Here is an 8010-nt window from a genome sequence, read left to right on the forward strand (position 1 = left end):
GCTCAAAAGAAACAGGATTGAGTTTGATGATCTCTTGAAAAGTGCTCTGAAGGGGCATGGAGCGGGCTCTGATCGACGGATCCCGTTTTTTATTCTCGGTGGACGGACAAGTCAATTCCTTAACTGACTGGCATTAGGGCTTGCCCGCGATGCAGGCACCTCGGTGTGTCAGTTGAACCGAGTCGCCCTTATCGCGGGCAAGCCAGCTCCTATCAAACAAGAAATAACTACCTGATCTGGAATGCATTTTCTGTAGGAGTGAGCTTGCTCGCGATAGCTTCAGCACAGGCAATATATTCATCGACCAACAGATCGAATCGCGAGCAAGCTCACTCCTACAGGTCCCGTGTTTGCTGCGCGACAGCGTGGTGTCAGGGACACCGGGGCGACTCCCACATGTCAGCGTCCTCAGGACGAGACTGAGTACGTCCTTACTTCTTGACCGAACAGTCGCTAGCCTTGAAGACCTGGCTGGTCACGGGGCGGTTGGTCTTGTACTCGGTGAATTGATACTTGAGCACCGCACCTTTGGTCATCAACTGGCGATAGCCGTTGTTATGACAAACACTGTTGCCCAGCTGGTTGCGGACCGCATCGGGATTGGCGCGCATTTGCTGGGCCTGGCCTTCGCGAACACTCAAATGATTGATCAACTGGTTACCATCAACCGTGTAGCCCTGATCAAGAATGTCCTCGTTGATAGCCCGTGGCGTGCCGACGCTGCTTTCCTTCGCAACTTTTTCGAGCATTTTGCTCAATTCGAAATCCTGCTTCGACGCCGCCTGGGCGAAGAACGGGACGGAGAGCAGCAGCGTAAGAGTAGGGACGGTAAGGCGCAGCATTAAATTCTCCTGATTCAGTGACTGGCCCGTTGGACCGGTGACTTGGACGTATGTTCAGCAGGCAGCAGGGCTGGATGCGCATGAATGGTGGGAAGTATAAGGATGACGCGCAGTGAAAGCGATTCATCCATCGACAGTGCGGGCCGGATGGGGCACCGCTCTGATAAACTGCGCGGACTATTCAGCCCGCCGAGTTACTCCAGTGTTCACGCTCTCCATTCATCGACGCATGCCTTCATGAGTCACGCCGTTTCTCGCCTGCGCGACCGCCGACTGGCGCAAAGTACCAAGCCGTTTATTGCCCGTGGGTCGCGCGCGCCCCGTTGCAATCAGTGCCGGGTCATCCCCGATTATTGCCTGTGCGGATGGAAGCCAAGTGTGGCTGCAAAATCGGCCATGTGCTTGTTGATGTATGACACCGAGCCGCTGAAGCCAACGAACACCGGCTGGCTGATTGCTGACGTGATCGACGATACCCATGCGTTCGGCTGGTCACGCATCGACGTTGACGAGCAATTGCTGGGGTTGCTGGACGACCCCCAATGGCAGCCCTACATCGTTTTTCCCGGAGAGTTTGTCGCCCCGGAGCGAGTGGTCAATCGGGTGGTGCAGGAGGAGGGCAAGCGTCCGCTGTTTATCCTGCTGGATGCAACCTGGACCGAAGCGCGGAAGATGTTTCGCAAAAGCCCTTACCTTGAACGTTTTCCGGTGCTCAGCCTTGAGCCGGAACAGATGTCCCGCTACCGCCTGCGACGCTCCAAACGTGACGATCATTTCTGCACCGCCGAAGTGGCTGCACTCTGTCTTGAGCTGGCGGGTGATACGCAGGCCAGTGGTGTGCTGGATGCCTATCTGGATGTATTTACTGCCCACTACCTGGGTGCGAAGTATCAAAAAGCCATCAATTCAGATGATGTCTCCCATACTCACCTCAAGGCTTTTCTCTGACCGGATGATGTCGCACTGCGAGTTACCCGCAGATGAGCACACAATAACGGCCGTTGGCTACCGGGTTAATGCTTGACCACCCCGGTTTCGCTGGGCATGCTGGCGCCGCACAAAGCGCCGGATGCTTGTTTTTTTGCAGGATTGGCTCTCGCTGCGTGTTGTTGCAACAAACGTTTGCTGGCATCTGCCCATGCCGTGCTGGGTGCTGAATGGATCGGCGCTCACTTAATCAGTACAGGAACACCCCATGACTTACGAAATCCTGATTGCCGATGACCATCCGCTGTTTCGCAGCGCGTTGCATCAGGCGTTGAGCCTTGGCCTTGGCCCGGACGTGAGGCTGGTGGAAGCCGATAGCATTGCTCAGCTGGAAGCCTGCCTGGGTGAAAAATCCGACTGGGATCTGGTGTTGCTGGATTTGAACATGCCGGGCGCTTATGGCTTTTCCGGTCTGGTGCTGTTGCGCGGGCAATATCCGCAAATACCGGTAGTAATGGTTTCGGCGCAGGAAGAGGCTGCGATTGTCGTCAGGTCCCGGGAGTTCGGTGCCAGTGGTTTCATTCCCAAGTCGAGCCCGCTGGAGACTATCCAGAAGGCGGTACGCACGGTTCTTGAAGGCGATGTCTGGTGGCCGCCTCAGGTCAATGAAACCGTCAGTGTTTCTGACGAAGCCAAAGCTGCGAGTGCTGGCCTGGCCAGTTTGACGCCTCAGCAGTTCAGGGTTCTGACAATGGTCTGTGAGGGATTGCTGAACAAGCAGATTGCCTATGAGCTGACCGTGTCTGAAGCTACGATCAAGGCCCATGTCACCGCGATATTCCGCAAGCTGGGAGTCCGTACCCGGACCCAGGCTGCGTTGCTTCTGCAACAGCTGGAATCCATTTCCCCGAACGGATAATCCAGAGCGCTACAGGCGTTCACATATTTTTGATCTGTCCTGAATTAGCTTCCATCATCTTTTTTGCACAGCAGCCTATCTATGTCTCCTTTCAAAGGCCAAACGGGCCTGAAACGTATCCTGAATGCCGCCGGTTATTCGTTCGATGGCCTGTCTGCCGCTTTCAAGGGTGAAGCTGCATTCCGGCAACTGGTGCTTCTCAATGTGGTCCTTGTGCCGCTGGCATTAATAGTCGACGTCAGCAAAGGCGAGCGGGCACTGTTGATCGCGGTCTGTCTGCTGGCGTTGATCGTTGAGCTGCTCAATTCGGCGGTCGAAGCAGCCATCGACCGCATCTCGCTGGACTTGCATCCGCTTTCGAAAAATGCCAAGGACATGGGCAGTGCGGCCCAGATGGTCTCGCTGACCATGATCGCCGCAGTCTGGTTGTTGATTCTGTTCGGTTAAGTCACCGGGTACATGCTCGGCAGCACGATTTCGTCACTGCGTTGCACCCCTTCGGTCAATGACCGACACAGGTCGAGAAACTCACGCATGGCAGAGGTTTGATACTTCTGCTTGTGCCAGATGAAGTAAAACTCTCGGGACAGGTCCAGTTCCGGTGTTTCCACCGCCACCAGACTGCCGCGCCGAATTGCATCCCTGAGCGCCAGTCGGGAAATGCAGCCAATACCCAGACCCGATTCCACGGCACGTTTGATGGCTTCGGTGTGTTCAAGCTCCAGACGCACATTCAGTGCATTACGATGATGACGCATCGCCTGATCAAACGTCAGGCGTGTGCCTGAACCTTGCTCGCGCAGAATCCACGCTTCTCCAGTCAACTCTTCCAGGCTGGCGTGCCCGCGTTTGGCCAGCGGATGCTGAGGCGCGCAGAACACCACCAGTTCGTCTTCGACCCAGCGCTGCACCTCAATGTCAGGATGAGTGCAATCACCCTCGATCAGACCGAGGTCAATTTCGTAGTGTGCAACTTGCTGCACGATGTGCGCGGTGTTCTGCACATGCAATTTGACCTGGCTTTCCGGGTGACGCTGCATAAAGCTGCCGATCAACAGCGTCGCCAGATAGTTGCCAATGGTCAGGGTGGCGCCCACCGCCAGTGAGCCGAAGCCGGACTTGCCATTGAGCAGGTCTTCGATCTCTTTTGCCTGGTCAAGCAGGGCAACCGCCTTGGGGAGCAACTGCCGTCCGGTGGCATTCAGGCTAAGACGTTTGCCGGCACGATCAAACAGCTGGCAACTGGACTGGCGCTCCAGTTCGGTGATGGAGGTACTGGCCGCCGATTGCGATAGCGACAGAAGGATCGCCGCACGGGAAACGCTTTCCTGCTGGGCGACGGCTACAAAAACCTGAAGTTGACGTAAAGTAAATCGCATATCTATATAACCGATTACCCATATCTTAATAATTCATTTAACAGATATTGTGCTTCCCACTAGAATACTGCGCAATAGCGTTCCTCCCCGGCGCAAGCGAATTTCAGGAGTTTTCACGTCAATGAGCAACATGAACCACGAGCGTGTTCTAAGCGTCCACCACTGGAACGACACACTCTTCAGTTTCAAGTGCACCCGCGATCCAGGTCTGCGTTTCGAGAACGGTCAGTTCGTCATGATTGGTCTGCAGCAGCCAAACGGTCGCCCGCTCATGCGCGCCTATTCCATCGCCAGCCCGAACTGGGAAGAGCATCTCGAATTTTTCAGCATCAAAGTGCCTGACGGTCCCCTGACTTCGCAGCTTCAGCACTTGAAGGAAGGCGACGAGATCATCATCAGCAAAAAGCCTACAGGCACGCTGGTACTCGACGACCTCAAGCCGGGCAAGCATCTTTACCTGCTCAGCACCGGTACCGGTCTGGCGCCGTTCATGAGCGTCATTCAGGACCCTGAAACCTACGAGCGCTTCGAGAAAGTCATTCTGTGTCATGGCGTGCGTTACGTGAACGAAGTCGCTTACCGCGAATTCATCACCGAACACCTGCCACAGAACGAGTTCTTCGGCGAAGCACTGCGCGACAAGCTGATCTACTACCCAACCGTTACGCGCGAGCCGTTCGAGAACGAAGGTCGTTTGACTGACCTGATGCGTAGCGGCAAGCTGTTCAGCGACATCGGGCTGCCACCGATCAACCCTCAGGACGACCGCGCCATGTTGTGCGGTAGCCCAAGCATGCTCGATGAAACCAGCGAAGTGCTCAACAGCTTCGGTCTGACGGTTTCTCCGCGTATGCGTGAGCCGGGCGATTATCTGATCGAGCGTGCATTCGTCGAGAAGTAAGCGCTGAAATTACGGGGTGGAGTGTGTTCGCACAGTCCGCTGATGTGACAAGAAAACCGCCTGGGGGTCACGGACCAGGCGGTTTTTTTGTGGGCGCAGATAAGTGATCTGATCAGGCGCTCGCCAGCACCACTTCGAGCACCTTGATGACACCTGGCTCGGGATAGTGCCAGCGTACGTCCAGATCCCAGAACTGCGCACCGTAGCGGCGTTCCGGAGTCGGTGTCTGATAGGCGGGGCGAGGATCCTGCGCCAGGCATTGCTCGATCAACTCGATCAGAGGCTCATCGAGACGCGAGCCGTGCTCGTGAGCCTGCTTCAAGGCTGACGCTTCCCAATCCACTGGAATAAGTTCAGGGGCCGCGCTCGCAATAGCGTTGGTCGCACTCGGCACGTTGTCGGCGTAAGGCACGTAGGGCTTGATGTCCAATACTGGCGTGCCGTCCAGCAGGTCGATGCCCGACAAATACAGACGCCCGGCTTCGACTTTGTCCAGTTTGACCACCGACTGGCCGATGCCATTTGGCCGGTGTGTAGCGCGGGTTGCGAATACGCCCATCGACTGATTACCGCCCAGCCTCGGGGGACGTACTTTCAGGCGAGGCTTTTCTTCCAGCGCCAGATGAAAGAGGAACAGCAACCAGACATGGCTGACCTGCTCCAGGCCTTGCACCGCATCCCCCTGGTCGAACGGCGCTACCAGCTCCAGCACGCCGCGGGCCGCCGGCGCCAGTTGTGGCTGGCGCGGAATGGCGAACTTCTCCTTGAAGCAGGAGCGGACGAAGCCGATGGGGGAGACGGTGTAGGAGTCAGTCATGGATGAGCGGAATAAGGCATCCGGTAGGAGCGAACTTGTTCGCGAAGCGCTGTATCGCATAACACCGCCTCGCGAACAAGTTCGCTCCTACCGGGTGCATATACTGACTCAGAGTCACTGTGGTCAAGGGCGAACCCGCAGGGTCAGGCCCTTGAGGAAGTTGCGCAGCAATTGGTCGCCACAGGTACGGTAGTTGCTGTGACCGAATTTGCGGAACAGAGCGCTCAGTTCAGGCTTGGACACCGGAAATTCCACTGACTTGAGAATGGCGTGCATGTCTTCTTCTTTAAGCTCGAAGGCGACGCGCAGTTTCTTCAGCACGGTGTTGTTGGTCACGGGCAGTTCGACTGGCTGAGGCGGACGGCTGTCGTTCTTGCCGCGTTTGAAGATCACCAGACCATCCAGGAAGTGCGCCATGATTTCATCGCTGCAATTCAGATAGCCTTCTTCCTCTTCCTTTTTGGTGAAAGCGATGACATCAGCCTTGGAAATTTCCATTCCGCCAAGCTTTGTGATGTCGACAATCTTGCCGTCGCTGATATCAAGCATGTAGCGCACGCTGCGCAATACGTCGTTGTTCATCATGATGCGTAAATCCTGATAAGGCTGGGGTCACGTTGCATGAGCGGGTCATGCAGCATTGAACTGAATTTAGAACTTCTCTTTGGAAGTCATGTAGCGCCATTGGCCTTCGGGCAGCTTGCCCATGGACACGCCGCCAATGCGGATACGGCGGACTGAAACGATCTTCAGGCCCACGGCCTCGCACATTTGGGCGATAACGCCAGGCTGAGGGTTTTTCATCGCGAAACGCAGGCGGTTCTCGCTCTGCCAGCTGGCTTTGACCTTGGGCAGTTCTGTGCCCTTGTAAGTCATGCCGTGATTGAGACGGTTGAGGCCGTGGGCGACCATCTCGCCGGAGATTTCCACCACGTACTCTTGCTCGATCTTGCTGCGGTCATCGGTGAGTTTGCGCAGGATTTTCCAGTCCTGGCTGAACACCATCAGGCCGCTGGCATTGGCCTGCAGGGTCGAGATGGGTTCAAGACGCAGAAAGTGCCCTTTGAGCGGACGTTTACCAAAGCTGTGTTCTTCCGAGAGGGTGGCAGGGGTAATCAGTGCCAGCGCATCGGCTTCGCTGAGGGCGGCCGGTTTGTGGAAAATGATGGTCACCGGCTCGGGCGCATCGGCCTTGGCTTCGCGATCAAGGACGACGGTTTCGGTATCAACCTTGTACTGCGGTTCATCGATGACTTTACCGTCCACCGTTACCCAGCCGCCCTCAATGTACAGCTCAGCCTCCCGGCGAGAGCAGCCGGTGAGTTCGATCAGGCGTTTGGAGAGGCGGATGGGTTCTGACATGACAAAAAAGCCGTTACTTGGGAGAAAGGCCGACATTGTACCCGTGCCCGCCCGGTTAATCGCGGCAACATTGCAAATGCTGTGTAATCGGGTCGCTGCCCTCGCGGCTAAAGCCGCTCCTACGGAACCCGTGCGACCGTAGGACCGGCTTTAGCCGGGAGGGTGTCACGTCGGCCGCCGCGCTTTTAGAACCGCTGCTCCAGCCTCATCCGCAACATCGGATAAGGATGCCCAAGCCCGTCCACTTCCGAACGGTTGATTACTTCGAAGCCCTGCTTGAGGTAAAAGCCCAATGCTTGTGGGTTCTGTTCGTTGACGTCCAGCTCGCGGATTCTGAAGTGTTTGATGCTGTAATCCAGTAGCTGTTTGCCTAGCCCTTGGCCGCGATGGTCGGCCTCAATGAACAGCATCTCCAGCTTGCCGATGCTGACCCCGGCGAAGCCCGTGATGTTCAGGTGCGAATCCCGGGTGCAGAACAGCGTCACGGTATCCAGATAGCGGGTCAGCAACAGCTCTCTAAGCTGCACGATGTAAGCTTCTGGCAAAAAGTCATGGCTCGCGCGGACGGCGCTTTCCCAGACCTGAATCAGTTGCGAATAGTCATTTTTATCCGCGCTGGAAATCGCCGGATGTTGCATGGGGTTTGACTCCATTGAAGATCGCATTGTGTTCCTGACACGTCGCTATCGTGCAGCAAATCAGGTGATTTGCAGGGGCTGCCTCCTCGCCAAGGCGCCGCTTTGTTTCGTGGCAAACACGGACCCTGTAGGAGTGAGCTTGAACTGGCTTAATGATCCCGGACACCTCTTAAGGGCGATATGATTCGCCCAATCAGGAGGTTCCATGCAAGAGCGAAAGACCTA

At 56.2% G+C, this 8010-nt stretch carries 10 protein-coding genes; 4 read left to right on the plus strand and 6 right to left on the minus strand.

The genetic code is table 11. From position 1 onward, the window contains the following. Nucleotides 1-431 precede the first annotated feature (431 nt). Entirely contained in the window at nucleotides 432-842 is a 411-nt protein-coding gene (locus AO242_RS19840) for a quorum-sensing-regulated virulence factor family protein (protein ID WP_099270067.1), read from the minus strand. 237 nt (nucleotides 843-1079) lie between these two features. Here AO242_RS19840 and AO242_RS19845 point away from each other — a divergent pair, with 237 nt between their 5' ends. The 3 genes from AO242_RS19845 to AO242_RS19855 all read left to right on the plus strand — a co-directional run bounded on the left by AO242_RS19845 (nucleotide 1080) and on the right by AO242_RS19855 (nucleotide 3135). Further along, nucleotides 1080-1790 carry a tRNA-uridine aminocarboxypropyltransferase gene (locus AO242_RS19845; protein WP_099270073.1) on the plus strand — a complete coding sequence of 237 codons (711 nt, stop codon included), beginning with the start codon at nucleotides 1080-1082 and terminating at the stop codon, nucleotides 1788-1790. A 247-nt stretch (nucleotides 1791-2037) separates the two neighbouring features. Then, nucleotides 2038-2688, plus strand: a complete 651-nt coding sequence (gene erdR, locus AO242_RS19850) for a response regulator transcription factor ErdR (RefSeq protein WP_027901808.1) — start codon at nucleotides 2038-2040, stop codon at nucleotides 2686-2688. An 81-nt stretch (nucleotides 2689-2769) separates the two neighbouring features. Continuing rightward, the gene (locus tag AO242_RS19855) at nucleotides 2770-3135 is read left to right on the plus strand and encodes a diacylglycerol kinase (RefSeq protein ID WP_099270068.1); all 366 of its coding nucleotides are present in this window, start codon (nucleotides 2770-2772) and stop codon (nucleotides 3133-3135) included. Here the strand turns inward: AO242_RS19855 and AO242_RS19860 are convergent. Continuing rightward, a complete protein-coding gene (locus AO242_RS19860; protein ID WP_099270069.1) occupies nucleotides 3132-4067 on the minus strand; it encodes a LysR family transcriptional regulator in 936 nt (311 codons plus the stop codon). The genes AO242_RS19855 and AO242_RS19860 overlap by 4 nt on opposite strands. 121 nt (nucleotides 4068-4188) lie before the next feature. Between AO242_RS19860 and fpr the strand changes: the two genes are divergently transcribed. Then, nucleotides 4189-4968 carry a ferredoxin-NADP reductase gene (gene fpr / locus AO242_RS19865; RefSeq protein ID WP_002554680.1) on the plus strand — a complete coding sequence of 260 codons (780 nt, stop codon included), beginning with the start codon at nucleotides 4189-4191 and terminating at the stop codon, nucleotides 4966-4968. Nucleotides 4969-5080: 112 nt separating this feature from the next. Here the strand turns inward: fpr and tsaA are convergent, their stop codons facing one another. The 4 genes from tsaA to AO242_RS19885 form a co-directional block, all read right to left on the minus strand. Next, complete coding sequence (tsaA, locus tag AO242_RS19870) at nucleotides 5081-5785, minus strand: tRNA (N6-threonylcarbamoyladenosine(37)-N6)-methyltransferase TrmO (RefSeq protein WP_099270070.1); 705 nt, start codon at nucleotides 5783-5785, stop codon at nucleotides 5081-5083. A gap of 123 nt (nucleotides 5786-5908) precedes the next feature. Continuing rightward, nucleotides 5909-6370, minus strand: a complete 462-nt coding sequence (locus AO242_RS19875; protein ID WP_099270071.1) for a DUF1456 family protein — start codon at nucleotides 6368-6370, stop codon at nucleotides 5909-5911. A 66-nt stretch (nucleotides 6371-6436) separates the two neighbouring features. Then, nucleotides 6437-7147, minus strand: coding sequence for an rRNA pseudouridine synthase (locus tag AO242_RS19880; RefSeq protein ID WP_027901803.1), 711 nt, complete (start codon nucleotides 7145-7147; stop codon nucleotides 6437-6439). A gap of 185 nt (nucleotides 7148-7332) precedes the next feature. Further along, nucleotides 7333-7785 carry a GNAT family N-acetyltransferase gene (locus AO242_RS19885; protein WP_099270072.1) on the minus strand — a complete coding sequence of 151 codons (453 nt, stop codon included), beginning with the start codon at nucleotides 7783-7785 and terminating at the stop codon, nucleotides 7333-7335. Nucleotides 7786-8010 lie beyond the last annotated feature (225 nt).

Source organism: Pseudomonas sp. ICMP 561, assembly GCF_002699985.1.
GTDB lineage: Bacteria > Pseudomonadota > Gammaproteobacteria > Pseudomonadales > Pseudomonadaceae > Aquipseudomonas > Aquipseudomonas quasicaspiana.

Bases quoted from the DNA above. Each gene is read 5' to 3' on its own strand.
- AO242_RS19880 (WP_027901803.1), bottom strand. From the start codon at position 7,147: ATGTCAGAACCCATCCGCCTCTCCAAACGCCTGATCGAACTCACCGGC.
- AO242_RS19840 (WP_099270067.1), bottom strand. From the start codon at position 842: ATGCTGCGCCTTACCGTCCCTACTCTTACGCTGCTGCTCTCCGTCCCG.
- AO242_RS19845 (WP_099270073.1), top strand. From the start codon at position 1,080: ATGAGTCACGCCGTTTCTCGCCTGCGCGACCGCCGACTGGCGCAAAGT.
- erdR (WP_027901808.1), top strand. From the start codon at position 2,038: ATGACTTACGAAATCCTGATTGCCGATGACCATCCGCTGTTTCGCAGC.
- fpr (WP_002554680.1), top strand. From the start codon at position 4,189: ATGAGCAACATGAACCACGAGCGTGTTCTAAGCGTCCACCACTGGAAC.
- AO242_RS19860 (WP_099270069.1), bottom strand. From the start codon at position 4,067: ATGCGATTTACTTTACGTCAACTTCAGGTTTTTGTAGCCGTCGCCCAG.
- AO242_RS19885 (WP_099270072.1), bottom strand. From the start codon at position 7,785: ATGCAACATCCGGCGATTTCCAGCGCGGATAAAAATGACTATTCGCAA.
- AO242_RS19855 (WP_099270068.1), top strand. From the start codon at position 2,770: ATGTCTCCTTTCAAAGGCCAAACGGGCCTGAAACGTATCCTGAATGCC.
- AO242_RS19875 (WP_099270071.1), bottom strand. From the start codon at position 6,370: ATGATGAACAACGACGTATTGCGCAGCGTGCGCTACATGCTTGATATC.
- tsaA (WP_099270070.1), bottom strand. From the start codon at position 5,785: ATGACTGACTCCTACACCGTCTCCCCCATCGGCTTCGTCCGCTCCTGC.